Origin of the sequence: Actinomadura gamaensis (assembly GCF_042652125.1) — a bacterium.
Classification (GTDB): Bacteria; Actinomycetota; Actinomycetes; order Streptosporangiales; family Streptosporangiaceae; genus Spirillospora; species Spirillospora gamaensis.
Genome location: NZ_JBHSIT010000005.1, coordinates 180,582 through 204,069, shown reverse-complemented (window position 1 = coordinate 204,069; position 23,488 = coordinate 180,582). Strand labels below are relative to the sequence as shown.

Sequence of the window (23,488 nt, the reverse complement as noted above, 5' to 3'; positions counted from 1 at the left end):
CCAAGGACCCCCGATTCGAAAGCCACGATACCTGGGAGGCCGCTCAGCGGACCGCACCTTCCCGACCACATCGCCTGGAGCTCCGTGGCGCTGGCCGCACTCGCTCACGACAGCGGCATGCCCGTCGAGGCGCGCTCGGACCATCTCCCCGCGCGCCTGGTCACCGGAGAGAGACCGAAAGAGGCCACTCCCGCGACCCGAATCTCTCGCGCGCCGTTCGCCGTGGAAGACCTCAACGCCCGAGGCACTCCCCGCCCTTCGCCACGTGAGCGACCAGGTACTCCCACCCGGCCGCACATCAACGCGGGATTGGTGACGCCCGACGAGGGCGTACTGTCGGCCTGCCTGTTGCGCCCGCCCCTGCTCATGCTGGTCGCGGTCGAAGTTCTTGGCGGGAGGGCGCGATGACCGATGATCGGATCGGTCAGCCGAATACGCGGGCCTGCATACGAGCGATCACCACGGCACCACGCCGTCGTCGTCGAAGAACCCTCCGGTCGGGCCGTCCGCGCCCAGGGTGGCCAGTCGCACCACGATCGCGGCGCCGTCGTCGGCCGTGCGGGTGACGGGGAGGCCGAGGTGCCGGGTGAAGTCCGTCGCGCAGGGACCAGGGGTACAGGCGTTGATCAGGATGCCCCGCTCCCGAAGGTCCTTGGCGTACTGCACGGTCAAGGAGTTGAGCGCCGTCTTCGAAGGCGGGTACGCCGCGTGCCCCGGCAACCGGGACATGTAGTGGTCCGGATCGGTCATGTAGGCGAGCGACCCGATACCGCTGGACACGTTGACGATGCGGGCCGCCGCCGAGCGCGACAGCAGCGGCAGCATGGCGTTGGTCACCGCGATCACACCGAAGACGTTGGTCTCGAACACCCGCCTGACCAGGTCCAGGTCGGCGGTCGCCGGCTCCGTCTGTCCGGGGCTGCCGGAGATTCCGGCGTTGTTGACCAGCACGTCGAGCCGACCGAAGCGTTCGTCGATCTGTCCGGCGGCCGACTCGATCGTCGCCGCGTCGGTGACGTCGAGCTTGAGGGCGCGTACGTCACCGCCGCCGGACCTGAGCGCCTCGGCAGCCTCCTCGCCGCGTCCCAGGTCCCGGGAGCCGAGAAGGACCGTCGCGCCGCGATCCGCGAGCCGGCGGGCGACGGCACGCCCCACTCCTCTGTTCGCTCCCGTGATCAGGGCGATCGTCTCGTCAGTCATGACGATGACCTCACCACCGGGGCCGCAGCAGGACAATGCCCGGCTGAGTCTCGGCCGATACCCTCAGGGTATGGATCGACTGCAGACCCGCGAGCTCGCGTACTTCGTGGCGGTCGCCGAAGAACTGCACTTCGGCCGGGCGGCCGAGCGTCTGGGCATCGCGCAGCCGCCGCTGTCCAGGGCCATCAGCCGGCTCGAACGCCGGATGGGCGTGCCGCTGCTGGAACGCAACAGCCGAAAGGTCACGCTCACCCCGGCCGGCGAGGTGTTCCTCACCGAGAGCCGCCGGGCCCTGGACGCGGTCGACGCGGCCGTGCGACGCGCCCAGCGCGCGGGCCGGCCCGCCTCACGGCTGGTCCTGGTGATGAAAGCCGGTGGTGACTGCGGCCTGCTGCCCGACATCCTGGCCGCCTACCGGACCGTCCCGGACGCGATCCCGGTCGACATCGTCCTGTGCTCGGCCCACGAACGCGCCCAGATGATCCGCGACGGTCGCGCCGACGTCGGCCTCCTGCACCGCTCGAACGCCGACCTGACCGGTCTGGACACCGAGGACCTCCTGACCGAAGACCAGGTCGTCGTCCTCCCCCACAACCACCACCTGGCCGACCGGGCGAGCGTACGTCTCGCCGACTTGGAGGGCGAAACAATGCCCCACTGGTCGGCCGATCCCCCCAACTCCCCCGACAGGCTGTCGGTACGAGACGTCGGCCAACTCATGCAGCTCATCGCGCTCGGCCGCGCGGTCGCCGTGGTGCCCGCATCCGTACGCGGCCAACTCCGCGACGACCTGACCTGCGTCCCCGTCACCGACGCCCCGCCCACCACCCTCCTCCTCGCCTGGCCACAAGGGCACCGCGCATCCGCACTCGCGGCATTCGTCCGCACCGCGACCACCATCGCGGCCCACCGGCAGCAGACTCCCAGCCGGATCAAGCGAAGGAGAATGCACGCCACCCAGCCATCGACCTGAACCAGCGCAGTCAGCGGGACCTCCTCCCCCACGTCGAACCCCGAGGTTGGGGAACCTGCGGGCACGGCCAGTTCAGCGCAAGCTGGACGCCCCGGCCCTTCACCAGGCGGGCCGGTATGCAACGCGCGTCCTGATCTTGTAGCGCTTACGTCACGGGATCAGGACGTGGGCCGAACCCGGGCGGCGGGGCCGGCGCGGCTCATGTGCTGACGGCGAAGACATGGAGGGCGGGAGCCTTGCCCGTCACCCATTCGGGGCCGGAGGGCAGGCTGATCGAGGCCAGTTGCTTGGTGGGATCCGATGCGATGGCGAGGGAGTAGACGTTGGCCGTGCGGGTCAGCTGCGCTCGGCCGAACCCGTTGACCTTCGTGCCGTGGACGGCGACCACGGCTCCCGTCGGGGAGGCTGCGCTCCAGTCGGGGACGCTGATCGTGAAGGGTGTGGTCGTGCCGTCCGTGTAGGTGAGCTTGCCGGTGCCGGTGAGGTTGCCGGACGGCGCGTAGGTGGCGGTGGCCAGCAGTCCGACGCGGTCGGTTCGGCCGCTCAGCGGGATGGTCTGGCCGTGCGCAAGGGTGTTGTCGGGCTCGCCTGCGGGGGTGTCGGGCCAGATGTAGCGGAATCCGTCAGCGGTTACCGGCTTGCCGGGTGCTGCTCCAGCAGCGGCCAGGTCTTGGCGCGAGAAGCTGCTCATCGCGCCGTCGACGTTGCCGCGTTGCGGGTTCGTGTCATCGGTGGTGGCGATGTCGTCGAAGGCTTGGGTGAGTGAGACGACCGGAACCGTGCTCAAGGCCGTGGCGCGGGTGGTGAGTCGTTCGGCGCTTCCCGGGTTCTGCCGATAGGTGAGATCCGCGGTGATGCGGTAGTCGCCTGCCGCCGCGTGTCCGGTGGGGAGCGTTACCGGGATCGCGATGGTTCGCCTGGGGCCTATGGCTCCGGGCAGCGGGTTCTGCGCGCCGTCCAGTCGTCCCTGGTCGGCTCGCCCGTTGGCGGTGACCTTCAGGGACAGGTGGTCGGCCGGGCGGTCTGAGGTGTTCGTGAGCGTCACCGTCACCGTGGTCGGGGCGGATGGGGAGAGGCGTGGCGGTGCCTGAACCCGCACCTGGAGCGGGCTCGCCGGCGGGGTGAGGAACTGGATTTCGGCGACCGCGCCGGTGGAGCCCGGTGGGCTGACGTAGCGCAGCCACCGGTAGCGGGCGGCGTCGTCCACGGGCAGGGTCAGCCAGTCCATCGTGGGTGTCCAGCGCACTTTCGCCAGGTCGTGGCAGCCGGTGTCCGGGCCGTCGCCGCATCCCTGGATCCGGCCGCCGACCAGGGCGGCCAGGTCGGCGGTCCGGTTGCTCCGGGGAAGCAGGCGCACCTCGCTGACCTGCGCGGCCTGGCCGACGTCCATGCCCGCGGACGTGCCGGTGAACGCCGTGGCCGGGTCTCCGTCGAAGGCGGCGGCAGCGTTGTCGGCTCCGTTGGGAGTGCCGTGCAGCACGGTCGCGGTGGGGTCGCCGGTTTCGGCGACTCCCGGGGCGTTGCCGATCCGGTCTGCGGTCAGTTCGTAGTCGAGGTGACTACCGCTCCGGGGTCCGTTCCACGCGCTCGACGCGAGGATCTGCATCGGACGGCGCAGGTAGTGCGCGAAGTACGCGGCGGGCATGGGGTAGGCGTTGTCTCCCCATTCCGCCACCTGCACGCCATCGACCTGCGACGACGCCGGAGGTGCGTAGGAGCCGTACAGCGCCGCGTCGTCCGGGATGTAGTTGCCGTTGCCCGTTCCCGGCGGGTCCTTGGGGACGACGTACAGGCGGGAGTGCTCGTTGCTGACCAGCACGTGGTAGCCCTGCGCGAGGAACGTGGCCTCGTCGCCCAGCCACGCCTGGATATGGACGTCCTTGTCGACCGCTATCGATCCGCCCCCGCCGACCTGCGGCCACCAACCCCAGATCTCCAGAGTGCGGTGGTGGCCGCGGACCAGGTCGTCGAGGTGGTTCTCGTAGGCGAGGAACACATCCTCGGTCTTCGCATAGCCCTGGCTTTTCGCGTAGGCGCCGAGTTCTGGGCACTGGCCCTGCAGCGTCGCGTCCGGGGTCTCGTCGCCGCCCAGGTGCACGACCGGCGAGTGGAACACCGACAGGAACGACTCGACCAGACCGTCCAGCCACGCGACGTTGGCCTGCTTGGTGATGTCCACGGTGAATCCGGGATCGACGCGTCCGGCGTGGATGATCTGGTTCATCGACGGACAGTCCCAGCGGAGGGACGGCCGGAACGCCGTGAGCGAGGTGGCGTGGCCCGGGATGTCCAACTCGGGGACGACCGACACGTGGTAGCGGCGGGCGTACGCCTCGATCGTCCGCACGTCGTCGGGCGAGTAGGAGCGGGCGGCGGCCAGCCCTTCGTAGCCGGGCAGGCGGAGGCGGAACGCCTCGCTGTCGGTGACGTGCCAGTGGAAGGTGTTCAGCTTCATCCAGGCCATCTGGCGGATGGTGTCCAGCAGCGTGGCGACGGGCCAGTACTCGCGCGCGGTGTCGATCATGACGCCGCGTTCGGGCCGGACGGGCCGTTCGTGGGCGGTGCCGACGGGGAGGGTGGCGTGGCCGGGAGTGGACTTCAGGATCTGCTCGACGGTCTGCTCGCCGTAGAAAACGCCGGTCGGGCCGCCGCTGATCGTCACATGGGACGCGTCGACGGTCAGGTCGTAGGCCTCGGCCGCCTCCCCGGGACGCGAGGTGAGGAAGATGTCACCTCGTCCGGGGCGCCTGCCGGTGACCACGGGGAGCCGGGTCGTGCCCAGGTCGGCGGCGAAGGTTCGGGCGTCGTCCAGCAGGTCGGTGGCGTGCGCGGCGTCGACCACGATGCGTGATCCCGGGCGCAGCGAGAACGTGCCCGTGCCGCCGTTCCAGGACCGCAACGCCGGGACGACCTCCGGTGCGGCCGCGGGCGCGGCGGACGCCCTGGTCGGCGCGACGGTCAGTGCGGCGAGGACGGCCAGGGCGGCGAGGACGGCCAGGGCGGTCGGCATCGACATCAGGCGGCGCATGCGCTCTCCAGTGCACGTCTCACCTGCCCCGGAGCACGGGTGGCGTTCCGGGGCAGAAGCGGGTCGGGAATCGCTCGGTCAGGATCCGGCGCGGACGTTGACGAGGGCTCCGCTGCCACTGGTCGCGAATCCCTGCTCGCCGGTGCAGGGTCCGCCTTCACGGGCGGCGCTGAGGGTGCCGTTGTACTGGGTTCCGGTGCTGGACCAGCCGATCGGTGACCGGTAGTCCACGTTGAAGTAGGGGATCTGGCTGAGGGTGCAGTTGTAGCCGTCGAGGTACCGCTCGGCCCACGCGACATGGGACGGGGACAGCAGTGACGGTTCGGCCAGCGTCCAGGTGCCGATGTGGAGGACGGTGTCGGTGGCCATGTCGGAGACGGCGCCCTCCCACGTGCCGCCCCCGCGGTGCAGGCCGGCGGCGGGCGCGTCGGTGATGGACCAGTTCAGGCTTCCGGTCGGGGAGGCGAACGCGGCGGACGGGGTGACCAGGACGAGGGCGAGAGCCGACAGGACCGCGAGGACGGAGTGCTTGCGCGACCATCGGTGCCGGCGGTTCGTGGAGGGATTCACGTGTTCTCCGCTCGGTGTCGAGACCACGGGGACGCCAGAGGGGGGTTGGCGTCCCCGGACGATACATCACCGATTCCCGCGTGAAAATGCGCACTTCTGTTGACTCGTATCGACTTTCGACCTAATTTGCGCATCATTGAGCATCAACGTTCAGGTCTCGTCCCCTCCCGCGCATGACCGAGCCCAGGCCGTCTCCGACCAGCCCTGACCTCCCACCGCCCCGGAGCTCCCATGGCCCGCCCCGCCTCCCCGACCTGGCGACCAGCGGTCGCGTATTGCGCCGCCCTGCTGGTCGTCCTCGCCCTGTCCATGCCGGGCTCGCGTCCGGCCGCTGCCGCTGACGGGCTGCGCTTCGTCCAGCCCACCGCGTATGACCTGCGCGGCGTCACCGATGTCGCGGTGGCCGCACCGGCGGGCACCACCGCCGTGCGCTTCTCGATCGACGGCATCGCGTTCGCCGAGCTCACCGACCAGTACGCGAAGGGCACGGGCCTGCCACCGACCTGGCGGACCGCCACCGACGCCGCCTGGTTCCCGTCCGGCGCACATGTGCTGCGCGCCGAGGCCGACACCCCGAACGGCCACGTCTCCGCGACACTGAGCGTCGTCACTCACCGGACCGATGCGACGTCCCTCGACGGCGGATGGGCCTTCGCCTCCGCAGCGCAACTCCCCGGCGGCGCACTGGACGGCGACAGCCCTCCGGCGGTGCGGCCCGGGTTCGACGATCCGGCGCTGACCACCGTTCTGGTGCCCGACTCGTTCGGCGCGGTTCGAGCGCGATGGAACGACGACGACGGCCTGGTCGGCGTCTACCGGCGCACGGTCGAGGCGCCACCCGGCCAGGACGGCCGACAGACGACGCTCGTTTTCGACTCCTGCTACTGGACCTGCCGGATGTTCGTGAACGGCACACAGGTCGGGACGACGACCGGCGGCTATCTGCCCGCGCGGTTCGATGTCACCGGGCACCTGCACGCCGGGACGAACACGATCGCGGTCCTGGTGGACAACAGGGCCACCGAAGAGTTCGCGGTCAATCCGCAGCTGTACTGGAACTGGGGCGGCATCTTCGGGGACGTCCACCTGGAGACGAGCCCGAGGGTGGCGCTGACCGGGTTCACGGCGCAGGGCGCCGGAAACGGCACGCTGACGCTGCGCCCTAGCGGGATCAACGCGTCCGGCCGGGCGCAGAACGTCGAGGCCGTGGTGAGCGTGCACGGCCCCGACGGGCGCGTCGCGCTGCCCGCCCGGCGGGTCACCACGACGCTTCCGTCCGGAGCCCCGCAGGTCGATGGCGCACCGATCGTGCTGCACGTCGCCGAACCCCGGCTCTGGGACCTGGACCACCCGCAGCTGTACACCATCGACCTTCAGCCGTTGCAGGGCGCGGGACGGGCGCTGTCCGAGAAGACCGGGTTCCGCGATGTCGCCACCCGCGGGCTGGACGTGCTGCTGAACGGGAAGCCGGTCGAGAACCTGCACGGCTTCAACCGGCACACCGACTATCCGGGGCTGGGCCGCGCGCAGCCCGACGGGCTCGCCTACCGGGAGTTGAAGCAGCTGCGCGACAAGGGGTTCCGGATCTTCCGCCCGGCGCACTACCCGACCACGCCGGGCGAGCTCGCCGCCGCCGACCGTCTGGGCCTGTTGGTGATCGAGGAGGTGAACGTCACCCAGCGCTTCGACCCGGCCGTGCTGTCCAGCGCGAAGATGGTGGCGTTCGGCGACGCGCAGCTGGACGGGATGATCCACCGGGACCGTGGCCATCCGAGCGTCATCGCCTGGTCGGTGGGCAACGAGAACGGCACCGACTCCGTCCAGGGCGCGCAGTACGTCCGGCAGACCATCGCCCACGGTAAGGCTCTGGACGGCAGCCGCCTGTTCACCCACGTCACGGCGTGGCACACCGCCGACAAGGGCTACGCCTACGACGACCTGGTCAGCGTCAACGACTACGACGGCTGGTACTACGGCGCGATCGGCGACGTCGCCGCAACCCTGGACTCGATCGCCGCGATGGACGGCGGCAAGCCCATGGTGCTGAGCGAGTACGGCGCCGACGCGGTGAAGGGGCACCCCGGCTACGGCAAGGGCACCGAGTACTACCAGGCCCTGCTCATCGACGGGTACAACCAGCTGCTCGACCACCGGCCGCACCTGCTCGGCCAGATGTACTGGACGTCCAGCGAGTTCATGCTCAACCCGGCCGGAAGCTCACCGGTCCCGGTCCCCGGCTTCCACACCAAGGGGCTGCAGACCTACTGGCGGGAACCGAAACTGGGCTGGCGCGTCATGTTCGCGCCGATCCGCATCCGTCCGCTCCCGGCGCTGCAACTCGACTCGCCGGACGCCACGGACCTCCATCTGCCCGTGACCATCGACGACACCGGCCACCACGGCGCGAGCGGACGCGTGACCGTCACCCCGCCGGACGGTTTCACCATCGTCGGCGGCGACACCCCGTTCACCGTCCCGGCGGACGGCTCCACCACCGTCGACCTCACGCTGCGCGGGCATCTCGACGGCCCGGCGGCCACGCGGCCGGGGCTCGTCCGAGCGACCATCGACGGCGAGACCGAGGCGCAGCCGCGCACCTTCCAGGTGCTCGCCGCGCCACCGACCGCGCCCTGGCGGACGTTCGACTCCACCGGCACGGCCCCGAGGGCGCGTTTCATGCAGTCCGGCGACCGGCTCGGCATCCTCGCCGCCGGCGCCGACACCTGGCAGGGCGACCACGCCGACGAGTACGGCACCGTCTACCGACCCGGCGCGTTCGCCGACCACGGGCAGGCGACCGTCCGCGTCGACCAGCAGGAGCCGGTGGACGCCTTCGCCAAGGCCGGGCTCATGATCCGGAACGACCTGACCGCCGCCGGGTCCTCCCCCGGCTACGTCGAGCTCGACCTCACCCCCGGCAACGGCGTCTCGTTCGGCTGGGACGGCGACGGGGACGGCTACATCGACCACACGGTCAAGAGCGGATCCGGCACCGCCCGGGCACCGGTCCGGCTCAGGTTGACGCGCGACGGCTCGTCCTTCACCGCCGCCTACTCCACCGACGCGGTCACCTGGACCCGGCTCGGCACCGCCACGGTCCCGAAGGTCGCCGCGCGTCAGGACGTCGGCGTGTTCGACTGCGCCCGCGCCGCGGGAACACCCGGCCTGGCCGAGTTCAGCGCCTTCTCAGTGGCGACCGCAGTGGCGACTCACTAGCGACCAGCCCGTTCTCACCCGCGACCAGCCCGTTCTCACCGGCGACCAGCCCGTTCTCACCGGCGACGAGCCCGTTCGAACAGCACCCGGATTGGATGGTTCATGAAGACAGGCGTCAGAAAGACAGGCGTCAGAGCTCTGGCCGTCGCGTGCGGACTGCTCGCGGCGGGGGCCGTCGCGTCGCCCGCCTCGGCGGAGCCGGGCCCGAAGATCTACCACGTCGCGTCCGGGGCAAGCGGCGCGGCGTGCAGTGCGGCGCGTCCGTGCTCGCCCGCCGTCGCCAGGGACAAGGTCCGCCAGGTGCTCGCCGGAGGCATGGACCGCGACATCGAGGTGCGGCTGGCGGACGGCGACTACCCGCTGGACGCGCCGCTGACGTTGGGCGCGGCCGACTCCGGACGCGCCGGGCACACCGTGACGTGGACCGCCGAGCCGGGGGCGCGTCCGGTGCTGTCCGGGGGCCGGCGCATCGGCGGCTGGGAACCGTCCACGGGTGGACGCTGGACGGCCAGGGTCCCGGACGGCCTGAGCCCGCGCCAGCTGTTCGTCGACGGTGACCGCGCGGTGCGTGCGCGCGGTGACGCGTGCCCCGCGTCGGTGTGCCGCACCAGCAAAGACGGCATGACGGGCGCGACCGCGACCGGCGTCGCGTCCTGGACGGAGCCGACGGCGGCCGAGGCCGTCATCCGCGTCCGGTGGCGGAACTACCACTGCCGCATCGCCGGGGTGAGCGGCGACGTCCTGACGTTCGTGCGGCCCTGCTGGACGAACTCGTCGAGCGGGACCGACCGCACCGGCCCCGCCTGGGACTCCACCGCGGTCGACTCCAGCCGCTACACGGGCGTCGCCTACTTCGAGAACGCCGTCGAGTTGCTCGACACGCCGGGTGAGTTCGCCTGGGACCCGGCCGCCAGAACGATCACGTACCTGCCCCGTCCGGGTCAGGACATGCGGCGCGCCGTCGCCGTCGTCCCGGCGACCGAGCGTCTGGTCGTGCTGGACGGCGCGCACGACCTGCGGCTGTCCGGGCTGGGATTCTCCTACGCGGCCTACCACCAGCCCGGCACCGACGAAGGCTATGCGGGAACGCAGGCGGGCCTGACGCTGACCGGTGCCACCGGCCCGGTCGATCACGCGGGCCGGTACTACACCAAGCCGTCCGCCGCCGTGACGGTACGCGGCGGGTCCGGCGTCGTCATCGACCAGGCGACGTTCACCCGGCTCGGCGGCGCCGGAGCGGTGTTCGAGGCGGGCACCAAAAACTCGCGCATCACGCGTTCGACCTTCACCGACCTGTCCTCCGGGGCGGTCTACGTCGGCGACACCGAGCCGAACCCGCCGGCCGCGCTGGCGGGCGAGCACAACACCGTCTCCTTCAACACCATCAGCCGGACGGGCGTCGAGTACACCGACTCGGTCGGCATCTGGGCCGGTTACGAGGCCGGCCTGACGATCGACCACAACTCCCTCGACCAGCTGCCCTACTCGGGCATCTCGGTCGGCTGGGGCTGGAACCAGCCGGCGGCGCAGAAGTCGGTGCTGCGCGACAACGCGATCACCGGCAACCGGATCACCAACGTGATGCTCGTCCAGTACGGGCAGCACGACGGCGGCGCGATCTACACGCAGGGCGCGCAACCCGGCAGCGTGATCAGCGGCAACTACATCGACCGGTCCGCCTACGGCAACACCGAACGCGACGGCAACGGCGTGTACCTGGACGAGCAGTCCTCCTACATCCTCGTGGAACGCAACGTGCTCACCCGCGTCGGGTACAAGTGGGTGTCGAACTGGGCGGGCTACGGCATCCAGAACACCGTCCGGGGCAACTGGACCGACACCGACGCCCCGCCCCTGGCGGGCCAGGGCTCGACCAAGGCGGACAACGCCACCAAGCTCGACGTCCTCCCGGACGACGCGCTCAGGGTCGCCGCCGCGGCGGGATCCCGTCCCGGCACCGAGCGGGTCGAGCGGTTGCGGCCCGACCTCGCGCGGCACGGCATCGTCAGCCAGTCCTCGACCGCCGGAACCGCCACCGCCTCGCTCGCCGTCGACGGCGACACGACCACCGACAGCAGGACCCTGGCCGAGGCCGGGGCCTGGTGGCAGGTCGATCTGGGATCCGCCCGGCACATCGGCCAGATCGAGGTCTGGAACGACGCGTCCATGACCAGGGCCGACTTCGACGTCCAGATCTCCGGCACCCTCGACTTCGCGGACGCCACCACCGTGCACGTCACCGGTAAGGCGGCGCGGCCGACGCTTCTCGACACCGATGCCCGGGGACGTTACGTCCGGATCCGCCTGACCGGCACCGGACGCATCGGGCTCGCGCAGGTCGCCGTACACCCCATGAACGAGCAGGCAGACCCGGGGCGGGTCAGCGCTTGACCTGGTTGCGGCTGGCGAGGATGGCCAGGCCCAGCAGCATCGGCCCCAGGAGTCGGACGGCGATGTCCGAGGAATCGACGCATGCACGAAACTACGTTCCCGGACGTTCGTCCGGAGCGGTTGAGCCATGTCTACTGGATCGGCGGGGGCAGCGGGTCCGGGAAGGGGCGGCTAGTGCCCGGGTGCGATGCGGCGCTGGGCGGGTCGTCAGTGGGTGGTTGCCGCCGGGACGGTTCGGGTGAGCCAGTGCAACGGGACCTGGTCGGCCATGGCCCGGTAACCGGCGTCGTTGGGGTGGAGGGAGTCGCCGCTGTCGAACTCCGGCCGGATCCGGCTCGGGTGCCGGGGGTCGCGCACCACGGCGTCGAAGTCGATCAGTGCGTCGAAGTCGCGGCTGTGCCGCAGGTAGGTGTTGACCTGCCGGCGCACCGCCTCCCGCTGCGGCGTGTAGGTGCCGTAGGCGTTGTTCTCGAACGGGGTCACGGTGGCGACGGCGATCGGCATCCCCCGCCGGTGGCTGCGCGCCGCGATGTCGCGTAGCCCGGCGATCAGGTCGGCAGCACTCGAACCCGGCGGGATGTGGATGTCGTTGACCCCCAGGGCCAGGATCGTCTTGCGCACGCCGGTCTGCCCGGCCACGTCGCGCGCGAAGCGGTCCAGGCCGCTCTCGCCCCACTCGGGGTATCCCAGTTCGCCACCGGGCTTCAGCACCCTGTTGCTCGCGATCCCCGCGTTGAGCACCGCGGGCCGGCGCGCCCCGTACGAGCGCGCGAGCCGCTCGTTCAGCCGGTCGGTCCAGCGGCGATGGGCGTTCGGGGTCGAGCCGACCCCGTCGGTGATCGAGTCGCCCAGCACGACCACCGAGCCGCGCGCCCCGCGGCTGAGGACGTCCAGCCCGGTCAGGAAGAACCACGAGTCGACCCGCCCGCCGAAGGCCCCGCCGTCCCGGTCGGTGGAGTGGTCGCCCGCCTCCGAGACGTACGAGGTCTGGCGGGATTCCCAGTGCCAGGTGGCCGGGCCCGTCGCCGCCGGAAGATAGACCGACACCACGACGTCCTCGGACGCCTTCACCGCGAACCGCACGGGGTCGCTGTACAGCTCTCGTCCCGGAGGAATCGTCACCTGGCGGCGTCCCCCGAAGGTCAATTCGCGCTGCGGTCCGGACGCCGCGCCCTTCCCCGCCTGTGCCAGCGCCGCGTGCCCCACCCGCAGCGGCCGGTCCCCGTACAGGTTCGACAGCCGGACCCGCGCCCGCTCCCCGGCCAGCGAGGAGTGGACGACCATCCGCACCGTCCGGTTCGCGAACCCCTCCCGCGAAGGGCCTGACAGCGCCGCCGGCTCCGGAGCCCCGGCCCAGCTTCCCACCCAGCTCCGAGGTTCCGGCGAGGCCTCGGCCGTGCTCCCGGGGAGCGCTCCGGCACCGAGAACCAGGCCGGCCAGCACGCCGGACACCACCCGTGAACGTCGCACGGCTTCCTCCCTGAATCGGGACCACCGCCCGTTGCGATGATCACTCGGACACCGTAGCAGCTTTATGAAGCGATCACTAAAAAAATACGTTCCGGCCGGGGCGGGCGGTGCCCTCCTCGGGGTCGGCCGTGCGCCGCCGCCCGTGCACCACCGGGTTCACCCTGACCGGGCTACCAGGATCAGCGGCTTCGCTCGCGTCCGGTGCCCGGGCGCTGCGAACCAGGCCGGAGGCAACGAGCCTCTACGGGAACCAATTCCTTACCTCCGACCCGAGGCATCGATGGCCCGTCGGCCGGGAATCGGCCGGGCTCAATCGGCTGCGGGGAGCGGGTGGGCTGGGTTACGTTGGCCCGGGCGGTGATCAACTTCGGGGAGTTGACGGTGCGGGACCGGGTGTCGGTGCTGGTGGTGGGCGCGGGGCTGGCCGGGTTGGCCGGTGCGGCGTTCCTGGCGGGGCGCGGGGTGGACGTTCTCCTGGTCGAGCGGCGTTCGGGGACGTCGCCGTTCCCCAGGGCGGTCGGGCAGAACCAGCGCACGATGGAGCTGCTGGGCTTCGCCGGCATCGCCGAGGACGTGCCGGCCCTCGCTCCCGGGCAGGGCGGCGGCTTCCGCGTCAGGGTGGCGGGCAGCCTGCCGGGGCCGACCTTCCACGAGGAGGTCACCGACGCCGACACGTCCGACGTCGGCGTGCTGTCGCCCGCGGCGCCGGGTACCGCCGGTCAGGACGTGCTGGAGCCGATCCTGCGGCGGCACGCCGAAACGCTGGGCGCCGAGCTGCTCTTCGACACCGAACTCGTGTCGTTCGAGCAGGATGAGCACGGCGTGACCGCGCAGGTCCGCGGGCGTGACGGGCGAACCCACCGGGTGCGCGCCGACTACCTCGTCGCCGCCGACGGCCACCGCAGTGGCGTGCGCGATGCATTGGGCGTCGAGCGGCACGGCCCCGGCGGCCTCGGGCACAACGTCAGCATCATCTTCGACGCGGACCTCGGCGCGCTGTCCAGCCCGGACCGTCCGACGCTGCACGTGATCCACGGCGAGCAGGTGAAGGGCGTCTTCATCACGATCGACCACGCCGCCGGCCGGCACCTGCTCAGCGTCGCCTACGAGCCGTCCACGGGGCAGTCGCCGGCGGACTTCACCACCGAGCGCTGCGCCGAGCTGATCCGCCTGGTCACCGAGATGCCCGAGCTGCGGCCGGAGATCCAGGCCGTCCAGCCGTGGGAGATGGCGGGCGCGGTCGCCGACCGGTTCCGCGTGGGACGGGTCCTGCTGGCGGGGGACGCCGCCAAGGTCACCCCGCCCAGCGGCGGCTTCGGCGGCAACACGGCGGTCGGTGACGCCTACGACCTGGCCTGGAAGCTCGCCGCCGTGCTGGACGGGACGGCGGGCCCGGCCCTGCTGGACACCTACGACGCCGAACGACGCCCGATCGCCGAGCGGGTCGTCGCCGAGGCCCTGCGCCTGGTCGCCGCCCGCACCCCCGGCGCGGACGCCCCGGAGCCCGGCGCCGAGCAGGTCTCCGACCAGCAGCGCGCCGCCGAACTCACCCTCGGGTTCCGGTACTGCTCGTCCTCGGTGCTCACCGATGACGACCCCGCCGACACGGGCACCGAGGATCCCTACCGGCCGTCCGGCCGACCCGGATTCCGCGCGCCGCACGTCTGGCTTCACCGCGACGGCGAGAAGCTGTCCAGCGTGGACCTGTTCGGGCGCGGTTTCGTCCTGCTCGCCGGACCGGACGGCGGCCGGTGGCGGTCCGCAGCCGACGAAATCGCCGCCCGCCTGGGGCTCATCCTGCACGGCCATCAGATCGGCGCCGACCTCGCCGACCCGGACGACGCCTTCCTCTCCCGTTACGGGATCGGTCCGGCGGGCGCGAGCCTGATCCGTCCGGACGGCGTCGTCGCCTGGCGCGCCACGGACATGCCGGACGATCCGGCCCGCACGCTGCACGCCGTCCTCACCGCGATCCTCGCGCGATGACGTCCGGCCCTTTCGTTCGGACGAACCGGTCGTGACGCGCTAGCCGACCGCTCGGATTTCGTCCGGGGCCGGGGTGGGAACGATCACCGCCATGGACATCGATCTCACCGGGCGGACCGCGCTGGTCACCGGATCCACCAAGGGCATCGGCCTCGCCATCGCCGCGGGACTGGCACGGGCCGGAGCGGCCACCGTCGTCAACGGACGCTCGGAGGCGAGCGTCAGCGGCGCCTTGGACACGCTGCGTTCGGAGGCGCCGGGAGCGGACCTGCGGGGTGTGGCCGCCGACGTCGCCACCGCGGAGGGCGCCGAGACCGTGTACGGCCAGGTGCCCGACGTCGACATCCTCGTCAACAATCTCGGCATCTTCGAGGCCCGCGCCGTCCTGGACGTCGACGACGACGAGTGGCGGCGCTACTTCGAGGTCAACGTCCTGTCCGGTGTGCGGCTCACGCGCATGTACCTGCCGGGCATGACCGGGCGGGGCTGGGGACGGGTGCAGTTCATCGCCAGCGACTCGGCGGTGGCCATCCCCGAGGAGATGGTGCACTACGGCATGTCGAAGACGGCGCTGCTCGCGGTCTCGCGCGGTTACGCCAAGGCCGCCGCCGGGACGGGCGTCACCGTCAACACCGTCCTCGCGGGGCCGACCCACACGGGAGGCGTGGAGGACTTCGTCGCCGAACTGGTCGGCGGCGACCTGCCGTGGGCGGACGCACAGCGCCGGTTCATGGCCGAGCATCGCCCGAACTCCCTGCTCAAGCGCCTGATCGAGCCCGAGGAGATCGCCAACATGGTCGTCTACCTCAGTTCGGAGCGGGCCTCGGCCACCACCGGCGGCGCGGTGCGCGTCGACGGCGGTTACGTCGACGCGATCCTGCCGTGAGCGAGCGCGGGGTCCGGGCCGGACTTGACACTCGGCCGCCGGAAACCTACAACTGTGTTAGGAGGTTTCCTAGCGGACCGGTTCCGGGGGCCGGACGGCTTCCGGGGATCTTCGGAGGTGAAGCACGATGCTGCTGACGTCGATCGACCCGTTCGTGCAGGAGTTCGAGCGGCAGTTCGACCGGGTGGCGCGGCAGGCCTTCGGGCAGGCGGCCGGCCAGGGCAACGGGGCGACGATGGCCATGGACGGGCTGCGGCGCCGGGACGACGTGCTGCTGCGGTTCGACGTGCCCGGCATCGACCCGGACTCGATCGAGGTCACCGTGGACCGCGGCGTGCTGAGCGTCAGCGCGCGGCGCGAGGAGGAGTACGGCGAGGGCGACCGGCTCTTCGTCCGGGAACGGGTGATGGGCACCTTCACCCGGCGCGTCTACCTGTCGGAGCACCTGGACGCCGACGCCATCGAGGCCGCCTACAACAACGGCGTGCTCGCGGTGCGCATCCCCGTCCTGGAGAAGGCCAAGCCGCGCAAGGTCGAGGTTCAGCGCAGCGACACCAAGGCGATCAAGGCCTGACCGGGGCCGATCGTCGGGTGCCGTGACCACCGGGGACGAGACCGTCCCGGGCAAGTGTTCCGGAAGGACCGGCCGGGGCCGGGCAGCGATGGGATGCCCGGCCCCGGCCGGCGGCGTTTCCGCCCACGGGCGCGGAAGGAAGGAGGCTGCGAGCGTGGACGTGTCGTGGCTGGACGACGAGCACGCGCCGCTGTTCACCGTCGGCCAGGTCGCCGACATGCTGGCCGTCCAGCGGGCCTTTCTGCGCCGCATCGACGAGTTGCAGGTGGTGTCGCCGCGCCGCTCGCCCGGCGGCCAGCGCCGCTACAGCCGCCACGAGATCGGCCGCGTGCAGCGGGTGGTCGGCATGATGGACGAGGGCATGACCCTGCCGGCGATCCGCCGCATCATCGAGCTCGAGCACCAGCTGGCCGAGCTCACCCGCGAACGCGACGAGCTGGCCCGGCGCCTGGCCGAACAGAACCGCCGCCCGCGCTAGGGCCGTCCAGAGTCGTTCAGAGCCGTTCAGCGCCGTTCAGCGCCGTTCAGAGCCGTTCAGAGCCGTTCAGAGCCGATCAAGGTCACGATCGTCCGCGACATCGGCGCGGTCGCCGTCCACCCCGCGGTGGAACAGGCCCTCGACAGGGCCGCCGCCTGCCTGGCAGCGGGCGGGTGAGAGATCGAGGACGCGGAGATCGTTCCGATCCTCGCCGAGGACGCGCGCAGGACGCCCCGTTTAGCGGTGCGCCTCCGGGTACGGGGCGGTGATGGCGACTACCGACTCCCGGGAACTCCTGGGCATCTACTTGAACGATCACCTGGCCGGCGCGGCGGGCGGAGTGGCGCTGGCGCGCCGCGTCGCGCAGGCGCACGGCGACTCCGCCGACGCCGACCGGCTGGCGCGGCTGGCCGACGACATCGCCGCCGACCGGGGCGCGGCGCTGTCCATCGTCCGGTCGCTCGGCCTGCCGGTGCGCCGGTACAAGAGCGTGGCGGCGTGGGCCGCCGAGAGAGTGGGGCGCCTGAAGTTCAACGGGCGGCTGCGCAGCCGCTCACCGCTGAGCGACCTGGTGGAGTTCGAAGGTCTGCGCGTGGCGGTGGAGGGGAAGGCCGCCGGATGGCGCACGCTGCTCGCGATCGCCGACCGGGAACCGGCTCTGGACGCTGAGACCCTTCGCTTCCTGCTCGAACGCGCCGAGGCGCAGATGACCTTCCTCGAAGAACTCCGCGTGAAGGCGGTCGAGGAGGTGTTCGGCGGAAGGGACGTCCGCGCCGTCGTCGGCGCATCCCGCTAGGACGGGCTTGCAGCGCCTCGGTGGCTGCGCGCTCACCGCCGAAGGGGAAGCAAGGCCGGTGGCCGGGACTCGTCAGGCGTCCCGGCCACCGGCTCGGGGGCTCACTTCCTGGTGCTCTTGCGGATCTCGCGGGCGGCGTCCTTGGCCTGCTCGCCCACCTGCTTCACACCGCCGGCCATGCGGTCCCTGCGTCCCTCGGCCTCCAGGTAGGGGTCGTCGGCGGCCCGTCCGGCCGCCTCCTTGCCACGCCCCTTGTTGCGCTGCGTCTTGTTCTTCAGCTTGTCGAGGAAACCCATGATTCCTTCCTCCGATTCGCCGTACGCGCCTGCCCTTGCCCGGTCGGCACCGAACTATGCGGACAAATCCATGCATTCAGTCACTCGCGCGCGTAGCGGAGCAGGAGCCGAAGCAGTGCGGGCGCAGCCGCCGGAGGCCGGCGAGGGGGCGGTCAGACGAGGTCTTCGAAGGTGGGGCCGGTGGACTCGGGGGCGGTCGGGGTGGTGGCGCGGGCGCGGGACTCGTTGGCGGCCCAGGTGTAGACGCCCCGGGCCATCAGGGAGGATTCGGCCGCGGCGCGGGCGGCGTAGACCTCGGCGCGGACGGCGTGCAGGTCGGCGTCGTCCGGGTCGGACTGGACGGCCATCTCGGCGAGGTGGCAGGCGAGCCGCAGGTCGCCGTCCTCGACGGCCCGGCGGGACGCGTCGGCGAGGCGCGCGGTGCCGCCCGCGAGGGCGGCGACGGCGCGGGCCAGGTCGGCGTCGCGGGCGGGCTTGAGGCGCGCGGGGTTGCCGTCGTACCAGCCGCCGTACATGCGCCACAGGTTCCGGACGATGAACTCCGGCTCGTCGTACTTGGCCTGGAGGTAGACGCGGTCGGCGAGCCGCGCGGGCGGGCGGACGGCGTGCACGACGTCGTCCAGCCGGGCGCCCTCGTTGAGCAGCGCGAGGGTCTGCTCGACGATGCTCTCCAGCCATTCGGCGGTCTCGGTGAGCGCCTGCTCGATCCGGTCCGCGCCGAAGATCGGCGCGCCGTGCGAGGGGATCATCAGCTCCGCGCCGAGCGCGGCCATCCGGCGCAGCGCGTGCGCCCACTCGCGCGGGTACCGCTGCACCTTCTGCGGGTTGCCGCAGTTGGGCGTGAGCCAGATGAACAGGTCGCCGGGCAGCAGCAGCCGGTGCTCCGGGACGTAGGCCACGGCCGCGTCGTCCGTCTCGCCCTTGGCGTGGAACAGCTCGAACGTGAGGCCGCCGCGCGTGACGGTCAGGCCGTCGGCGAAGGTGACGTCGGGGTGGCGGTACTCGCTCGGCCAGGTGAGGTCCGGGGACTGGAACTGGCGCCGGTTGATGACCGCGTTGTAGCCGTTCGTCAGGACGTACCGGTCGAACCGGTCGCGGACGGCCTCGTGCGCGACGACCTGCGGCCGCGCCCAGCCGCGCTCGCGCGCCTCCGCGTCGAACGGCCCGACGCCGAAGACGTGGTCGATGTGCCCGTGCGAGTAGAACGCCGTCGACAGCGGGTGCGGCGACCAGGCGCGGACGTGCCGGTGCAGGCGGTCGGCGGTGAGCGGGTTGCCGGTGTCGAACAGGACGACCTCGTCGCCGTCCGTCCGGAAGGTGATGACGTTGCCGAATCCGGGCGCCCAGCCGACGCCGTCGGCGACGTCCACGACGCCGGTGCCGTGCAGCCCGCTGTGCGCGATGCTGTCGTCGGCCTCGCCGCGCCAGATCCGGTCGGCGTAGTCCCTGATGTCGAGGTCGGTCACGAGGTGGTCCTTTCGGTGATCACGGAGTTCCGGACGGCGCCGTGCCCGCGTTCCGCACGCTCGGTGCGCGGGAGGCGTCGCGTTCGGGGTTGACGAAGGCGACGGCGAGCAGGCCGCCGGCGATGAGGAGGGCGCCGGCCAGGTCGAACGCATCGCGGAAGCCGGCGAGGTCGTCGCCCGCGCGGTCCACGAGCGCGCCGGTGACGGCGGGGCCGATCGCGCCCGCGGTGGACGCGACGGCCGTGACGACGCCGAGCGCGGCGGCGCGCTGCCGGGTCGGCGCGATCTGCGCGACGGCCGCCTGGACGAAGCCGAAGAACGGGTTCGCGAACGTGAACGCGGCCATCAGCGTGAGGACCAGCGGCGCTCCCCCGCCGATCCGGCTGACCAGCAGCACGGCCGCCCCGGAGACCAGGACGGCGACGCCGCCGAGCACGCCGAGCGCGACCCGTCCGGTCCCGCCGCGCCGGAGGATCCGCTGGGACGCGGTGGCGAACGCGAGGATCACGACGATGCCGACGATTTGCGTCCCGGCGGCGAGCAGTCCGGCGCTCTGCAGCGTGTAGCCGTGGACGCGCTGCATGAACTGCGGCATCCACGTGATCGCGACGGCCATCAGCCAGAACCCGGCGAAGCCGCACGCGAGCCCGGCGAGGACGGTCGGCCGCGTCAGCAGCCGCCGGTAGGGGACGCGCGGGCCGGCGTCCTCGTGCGCGCGCACGTTGTACGGGCCCTCGGCACCGAGCCTCGTCCACGCGACCAGCCACAGCAGGCCGAGGACGCCGGTGAGCGCGAAGGCCGTCCGCCAGCCCGGCCCGGAGATGACGGCGGCGAGCAGCGGCCCGCCGACCGCGACGCCGCCCGCCGCGCCGACCGTCAGCAGGTTCCCGGGCAGGCCGCGCCGCCGGCCCGGGAACCAGCCGAACGCGGTGTGGCTCGCCAGCCCGAACGCCGGGCCCTCCGCCGCGCCGAGCGTCACCCGCGTCCCGAGCAGCACCGCGAGGCCCGCTCCGGGCACCGCGACCGCGAGCTGGGACGCGCTCCACAGCGCGACCAGCACGCCGACCAGCCGCCGCGCCCCGAACCGGTCGGTCACGAACCCGACCGCGATCCCGGACACGCTGAACAGCAGGAAGAACGCGCTCCCGATCGCGCCGAACGCGGTGTCGGTCAGTCCGAGGTCGTGCCGCACGCGCTCGCCGGCGAGGCCGAGCACGGTCTTGTCCATGAAGTTGATCGCCATGAACAGCACGAGCAGCGCGACGACCGTCCAGGCACGCCGATCGTGTGCCGTCCGCTCGGGTGCGACGGGACCCGCTGACGCCATACGCGCCTCCATTCGGCGGGGATTGGTTCCGATCACTCTTCCGACCGCCTCCGTCCTGGGACAACCGCGTGATGGACCAGCGTTTCGCGCCTGCGACTGTGAGATGTCACAATCGGCGGGTGACGGACGACTCCGGAGAAGAGGCGGCCAGCGCCCGCCGTCCAGCGAAGGACGGCCCGGACGCGGAGACCCGGAAGGCCGCCGCCGCCCTGGCCGGACGATGCGAGCGGCAGGTGAACCGGCTCGCCCGGGAGCTGACCGAGCGGCGCTTCACCGCCCTGCCCGAGTACGCGGCGCTGCCCGAGGACATGCGGACGCTGGAGATCGCCGACACCGCGCGGCAGGGCATCCGGCGGTTCCTGCGCGAGGCCGCGGGACGCCGGACCCCGGACGCCGACCTGCGGGTCTTCACCGAGCGCGCCGCGCAGCGGGCCGAGGAGGGGCTCGAACTCTCCTCGCTGCTGGAGACGTACTTCATCGCCGCCGAGGCGGTGTGGGACATGCTCTGCGACACCGCCCTGCCCGGCGAGGAGGCGGCGCTGCGGCTGCTGGCGCGCCGGCAGCTTCGCGGCCTCGGCCAGGTGGTGACCGCCGTGACCGACGCCTACCAGGCCGAACGCGAGGCGATCCGGGCCGAGCACCGCGAGACGCTGCGGGAGATCGCTCGCGCGCTGCTCACCGGCGAGCCGGTGGGACGCTTCGGGATCGCGGCGTCCGCGAGCCACCTCGTCCTGACCGTGCGGACGCTCGAATCGTCCTCGGCCGAGGGCGGCGTGCGCCCGCTCCAGGGGATCGCCGAGCGGCGCACGCTCCGCCGCATCCGGACGCGCCTGGAGAACCTGGTGGACGGCGCCGTCCTCATGCACCGGGACGAGCGCGGCGGTCACATCCTGCTGCCCTCGACCGTCCGGACGTCGGACCTGACCGAACCGCTGGTCGGCGCGGCGGCGGGCGGGGAGCGGATCATCGTCGGCGCGGCCCGGTCCGCCGACGTCGCCGACGTCCCGCGCACCGCCGCCCGATCCGCCCGGATCGCCCGCATCGCGGACGCGACGGGCCGCCCGTCCGGGGTGTACGAGCTGGACGACGTCCTGCTCGACTACCACCTCAGCGGCCCCGCCGACAGCGCCCCGCTGCTCGCCGCCCTGCTGGACCCGCTCGCCGACCGTCCCGAACTCGTCGCGACCGTCCGCGCCTACCTCGACCACGACATGGACCGCCGCCGGACGGCCCGCGCCCTGGCCGTCCACCCCAACACCGTCGACAACCGGCTCGCGACCGCGGCGCGCCTCACCGGCGTGGACCCGCGCACCGCCCGCGGCCTGCTCCGCTACGCGGCCGCCCTCACCCTGCGCCAGCTCGGCTGAGCCGAACCGCCGCCCGAGGCGGCGGATGCCCAGCGCCCGGATGAATCGGCTGGTGGCCTGGGCCGACGCTCGCCCGCGTTCCCGGCGGCAGCGGAACCTTCCTTTCGGCCGAACGCTCCTTCGGGACGCTTCTGCTTGACGGGTCTGATCGCTAACCGCTATCTATTGGCTAGCCGTTAGGGGTGGTGCATGCAGGACGCGGTTCTGGCGATGCTCGCGAAGGAGCCGTCGCACGGTTACCGGCTGCGCGAGCGGCTCCGGAGGGCTCTCGGGCCGCTCGGGGAGTCGATGAACGCGGGGCAGGTCTACGTCACCCTGGCCCGGCTGGAGAAGGCGGGGCTGGTCGCGTCCGAACGCGCCGACGGGCTGCCCGACCGGCCGGACCGCAAGGTGTACGCGCTGACGCCGGCCGGGCAGCGGCGGGTGGCCGCCTGGCTCGGCGAGGTGAGCTGGCCGAAGCCGAACCTGGCGGAGTTCCATCTCAAGCTCGCCGCCGCGGCCGCGGGCCGGCTCGCCGATCCGGTCGAGCTGGTGGACGCGCAGCGCCGCGAGCTGCTGCGCCGGCTCGGCGAGGCGCAGCGCGCGCTGCTGGCGGAGGCGGACGGCTCGACCGCCGGCCTGCTGCTGGAGGGCGTCGCGCTGCGGCTGCAGGCCGACCTGCGCTGGTTGGAGGCCTGCGAGCGGGTCTGGTCGAGGATCGCCGACGAATCCGAGGACGCATGAACGAGTTCGGCGCGGTGCTGCGGGTCCGCGGCCTGTGCAAGGAGCACGGGCAGGGGCAGGGGCTGGTCCGGGCGGTCGACGAGGCCGATCTGGACGTCCCGTCCGGGCAGCTGCTGGCGGTGACGGGACCGAGCGGCTGCGGGAAGTCCACGCTGCTGCACCTGCTGGGCGGCCTGGAGCGGCCCAGCCGCGGGGAGGTGTGGCTCGCCGGCCGGCGCATCGACACGCTGAGCGAGCGGGCGCTGGCCCGCCTCCGCCGGCGGTCGGTCGGTTTCGTCTTCCAGGCCTTCCACCTCGTGGAGGAGCTGTCGGCGCGGGAGAACGTGGAACTGCCGGTGCTGCTGGCCGGCGGTTCGCCGCGCGCGGCCCGGCGCCGCGCCGCCCTGCTGCTGGAACGGGTCGGGCTCGCCGACCGCGCCCGGCACCTGCCGCCGGAGCTGTCGGGAGGGCAGCGGCAGCGGGTGGCGATCGCCCGCGCCATGGCGAACGAGCCGCTGGTGCTGCTGGCCGACGAGCCGACCGGGAACCTGGACACCGCGGCGACGCGCGAGGTGCTGAGGCTCTTCGCCGGGCTGCGGGCCGCCGGGCAGACGGTCGTGATGGTCACGCACGACGAGCGGGTCGCGGCCACCGCGGACCGGGTCGTCTCCATGCGCGACGGGACGTTCGTCGACGACACCCGGCTGGCGGGCCGGGCCGCCGGAGGGCTCGGGGACCTGCTCGGGCTCGGGGACTGAGCCG

General features: G+C 72.3%; 18 protein-coding genes. 11 read left to right on the top strand and 7 right to left on the bottom strand.

Annotation, left to right across the window (positions count from 1 at the left end):
• Nucleotides 1-456: 456 nt before the first annotated feature.
• Nucleotides 457-1,200 (bottom strand): SDR family oxidoreductase, encoded by a 744-nt coding sequence (locus ACFPCY_RS18665; RefSeq protein ID WP_378256804.1) that lies wholly within the window; start codon nt 1,198-1,200, stop codon nt 457-459.
• Between the two features lie 70 nt (nt 1,201-1,270).
• On the opposite strand from ACFPCY_RS18665, the gene ACFPCY_RS18660 reads away from it, so the two are divergent.
• Nucleotides 1,271-2,173 (top strand): LysR family transcriptional regulator, encoded by a 903-nt coding sequence (locus ACFPCY_RS18660; protein WP_378256802.1) that lies wholly within the window; start codon nt 1,271-1,273, stop codon nt 2,171-2,173.
• Nucleotides 2,174-2,372: 199 nt separating this feature from the next.
• Here the strand turns inward: ACFPCY_RS18660 and ACFPCY_RS18655 are convergent, their stop codons facing one another.
• Nucleotides 2,373-5,201, bottom strand: coding sequence for a family 20 glycosylhydrolase (locus tag ACFPCY_RS18655; protein WP_378256800.1), 2,829 nt, complete (start codon nt 5,199-5,201; stop codon nt 2,373-2,375).
• Nucleotides 5,202-5,279: 78 nt separating this feature from the next.
• A complete protein-coding gene (locus ACFPCY_RS18650; protein ID WP_378256798.1) occupies nt 5,280-5,771 on the bottom strand; it encodes a hypothetical protein in 492 nt (163 codons plus the stop codon).
• 231 nt (nt 5,772-6,002) lie between these two features.
• On the opposite strand from ACFPCY_RS18650, the gene ACFPCY_RS18645 reads away from it, so the two are divergent.
• Nucleotides 6,003-8,987, top strand: a complete 2,985-nt coding sequence (locus ACFPCY_RS18645; RefSeq protein ID WP_378256796.1) for a glycoside hydrolase family 2 TIM barrel-domain containing protein — start codon at nt 6,003-6,005, stop codon at nt 8,985-8,987.
• A 102-nt stretch (nt 8,988-9,089) separates the two neighbouring features.
• Nucleotides 9,090-11,378 (top strand): galactose-binding domain-containing protein, encoded by a 2,289-nt coding sequence (locus ACFPCY_RS18640; RefSeq protein WP_378256794.1) that lies wholly within the window; start codon nt 9,090-9,092, stop codon nt 11,376-11,378.
• Between the two features lie 207 nt (nt 11,379-11,585).
• Here the strand turns inward: ACFPCY_RS18640 and ACFPCY_RS18635 are convergent, their stop codons facing one another.
• Nucleotides 11,586-12,848, bottom strand: coding sequence for an SGNH/GDSL hydrolase family protein (locus ACFPCY_RS18635; RefSeq protein WP_378256791.1), 1,263 nt, complete (start codon nt 12,846-12,848; stop codon nt 11,586-11,588).
• Nucleotides 12,849-13,205: 357 nt separating this feature from the next.
• On the opposite strand from ACFPCY_RS18635, the gene rdmE reads away from it, so the two are divergent.
• From rdmE to ACFPCY_RS18610, 5 genes are all read left to right on the top strand, one after another.
• The gene (rdmE, locus tag ACFPCY_RS18630; RefSeq protein WP_378256789.1) at nt 13,206-14,834 is read left to right on the top strand and encodes an aklavinone 12-hydroxylase RdmE; all 1,629 of its coding nucleotides are present in this window, start codon (nt 13,206-13,208) and stop codon (nt 14,832-14,834) included.
• A 91-nt stretch (nt 14,835-14,925) separates the two neighbouring features.
• Nucleotides 14,926-15,720 carry an SDR family NAD(P)-dependent oxidoreductase gene (locus ACFPCY_RS18625; RefSeq protein WP_378256787.1) on the top strand — a complete coding sequence of 265 codons (795 nt, stop codon included), beginning with the start codon at nt 14,926-14,928 and terminating at the stop codon, nt 15,718-15,720.
• A gap of 127 nt (nt 15,721-15,847) precedes the next feature.
• Nucleotides 15,848-16,294 (top strand): Hsp20/alpha crystallin family protein, encoded by a 447-nt coding sequence (locus tag ACFPCY_RS18620; protein ID WP_378256785.1) that lies wholly within the window; start codon nt 15,848-15,850, stop codon nt 16,292-16,294.
• Nucleotides 16,295-16,448: 154 nt separating this feature from the next.
• On the top strand, nt 16,449-16,772 hold the full coding sequence (locus tag ACFPCY_RS18615) for a MerR family transcriptional regulator (protein WP_378256783.1): 324 nt from the start codon (nt 16,449-16,451) through the stop codon (nt 16,770-16,772).
• A gap of 268 nt (nt 16,773-17,040) precedes the next feature.
• Nucleotides 17,041-17,568, top strand: coding sequence for a hypothetical protein (locus ACFPCY_RS18610; RefSeq protein WP_378256781.1), 528 nt, complete (start codon nt 17,041-17,043; stop codon nt 17,566-17,568).
• A gap of 101 nt (nt 17,569-17,669) precedes the next feature.
• On the opposite strand, the gene ACFPCY_RS18605 is transcribed toward ACFPCY_RS18610, so the two are convergent.
• From ACFPCY_RS18605 to ACFPCY_RS18595, 3 genes are all read right to left on the bottom strand, one after another.
• Complete coding sequence (locus ACFPCY_RS18605; RefSeq protein WP_378256779.1) at nt 17,670-17,864, bottom strand: CsbD family protein; 195 nt, start codon at nt 17,862-17,864, stop codon at nt 17,670-17,672.
• A 152-nt stretch (nt 17,865-18,016) separates the two neighbouring features.
• Complete coding sequence (locus ACFPCY_RS18600; protein ID WP_378256776.1) at nt 18,017-19,330, bottom strand: alkyl sulfatase dimerization domain-containing protein; 1,314 nt, start codon at nt 19,328-19,330, stop codon at nt 18,017-18,019.
• A 19-nt stretch (nt 19,331-19,349) separates the two neighbouring features.
• On the bottom strand, nt 19,350-20,657 hold the full coding sequence (locus ACFPCY_RS18595) for an MFS transporter (protein WP_378256774.1): 1,308 nt from the start codon (nt 20,655-20,657) through the stop codon (nt 19,350-19,352).
• Between the two features lie 119 nt (nt 20,658-20,776).
• Between ACFPCY_RS18595 and ACFPCY_RS18590 the strand changes: the two genes are divergently transcribed.
• The 3 genes from ACFPCY_RS18590 (at nt 20,777) to ACFPCY_RS18580 (ending at nt 23,484) form a co-directional block, all read left to right on the top strand.
• Entirely contained in the window at nt 20,777-22,024 is a 1,248-nt protein-coding gene (locus ACFPCY_RS18590) for a PucR family transcriptional regulator (RefSeq protein ID WP_378256772.1), read from the top strand.
• Between the two features lie 189 nt (nt 22,025-22,213).
• Nucleotides 22,214-22,747: a PadR family transcriptional regulator gene (locus tag ACFPCY_RS18585; protein WP_378256770.1), complete on the top strand. Its 534-nt coding sequence runs from the start codon at nt 22,214-22,216 to the stop codon at nt 22,745-22,747.
• On the top strand, nt 22,744-23,484 hold the full coding sequence (locus ACFPCY_RS18580; protein WP_378256768.1) for an ABC transporter ATP-binding protein: 741 nt from the start codon (nt 22,744-22,746) through the stop codon (nt 23,482-23,484). Before ACFPCY_RS18585 ends, ACFPCY_RS18580 begins: the two co-directional genes overlap by 4 nt.
• The last annotated feature ends 4 nt before the right edge of the window (nt 23,485-23,488 follow it).

Excerpts from the sequence above, each read along its gene's own strand:
- ACFPCY_RS18665 (WP_378256804.1), bottom strand. The coding sequence starts at position 1,200 with ATGACTGACGAGACGATCGCCCTGATCACGGGAGCGAACAGAGGAGTG.
- ACFPCY_RS18660 (WP_378256802.1), top strand. The coding sequence starts at position 1,271 with ATGGATCGACTGCAGACCCGCGAGCTCGCGTACTTCGTGGCGGTCGCC.
- ACFPCY_RS18655 (WP_378256800.1), bottom strand. The coding sequence starts at position 5,201 with ATGCGCCGCCTGATGTCGATGCCGACCGCCCTGGCCGTCCTCGCCGCC.
- ACFPCY_RS18645 (WP_378256796.1), top strand. The coding sequence starts at position 6,003 with ATGGCCCGCCCCGCCTCCCCGACCTGGCGACCAGCGGTCGCGTATTGC.
- ACFPCY_RS18640 (WP_378256794.1), top strand. The coding sequence starts at position 9,090 with ATGAAGACAGGCGTCAGAAAGACAGGCGTCAGAGCTCTGGCCGTCGCG.
- ACFPCY_RS18625 (WP_378256787.1), top strand. The coding sequence starts at position 14,926 with ATGGACATCGATCTCACCGGGCGGACCGCGCTGGTCACCGGATCCACC.
- ACFPCY_RS18620 (WP_378256785.1), top strand. The coding sequence starts at position 15,848 with ATGCTGCTGACGTCGATCGACCCGTTCGTGCAGGAGTTCGAGCGGCAG.
- ACFPCY_RS18610 (WP_378256781.1), top strand. The coding sequence starts at position 17,041 with ATGGCGACTACCGACTCCCGGGAACTCCTGGGCATCTACTTGAACGAT.
- ACFPCY_RS18605 (WP_378256779.1), bottom strand. The coding sequence starts at position 17,864 with ATGGGTTTCCTCGACAAGCTGAAGAACAAGACGCAGCGCAACAAGGGG.
- ACFPCY_RS18595 (WP_378256774.1), bottom strand. The coding sequence starts at position 20,657 with ATGGCGTCAGCGGGTCCCGTCGCACCCGAGCGGACGGCACACGATCGG.
- ACFPCY_RS18585 (WP_378256770.1), top strand. The coding sequence starts at position 22,214 with ATGCAGGACGCGGTTCTGGCGATGCTCGCGAAGGAGCCGTCGCACGGT.
- ACFPCY_RS18580 (WP_378256768.1), top strand. The coding sequence starts at position 22,744 with ATGAACGAGTTCGGCGCGGTGCTGCGGGTCCGCGGCCTGTGCAAGGAG.